The organism is Burkholderia sp. SIMBA_051, from assembly GCF_046534915.1.
GTDB lineage: Bacteria > Pseudomonadota > Gammaproteobacteria > Burkholderiales > Burkholderiaceae > Burkholderia > Burkholderia ambifaria.
On the sequence record NZ_JAWRXS010000860.1, the window covers coordinates 1 to 238 of the forward strand.

The following is a 238-nucleotide window of genomic DNA, read 5'->3' on the forward strand; positions in this document are numbered from 1 at the left end:
GTGCCACCGGGCGCGATCGCGTTGAACCGGATCTTGCGATCGAGAAACTCGTAGGACCAACTACGGGCAAGCGATCGCACGGCGGCCTTGGCTGCCGCGGTCAACGATATGCCGTGCTTGCCGGTCTGGGCGACGAACGAGGTGTTGAGGATGACCGAGGCGCCCTCTCGAAACTCCGGCAGCATCGCCTGAAGCGTGTAGACCACGCCCTTGACGTTGATGTCCATGATCTCGTTGT

1 protein-coding gene is annotated in these 238 nt (G+C 61.8%); it reads right to left on the bottom strand.

The window, feature by feature from the left end:
• A partial coding sequence (locus SB771_RS36890) for an SDR family oxidoreductase (protein WP_410722273.1) occupies positions 1-238 on the bottom strand: 238 nt, incomplete at both ends.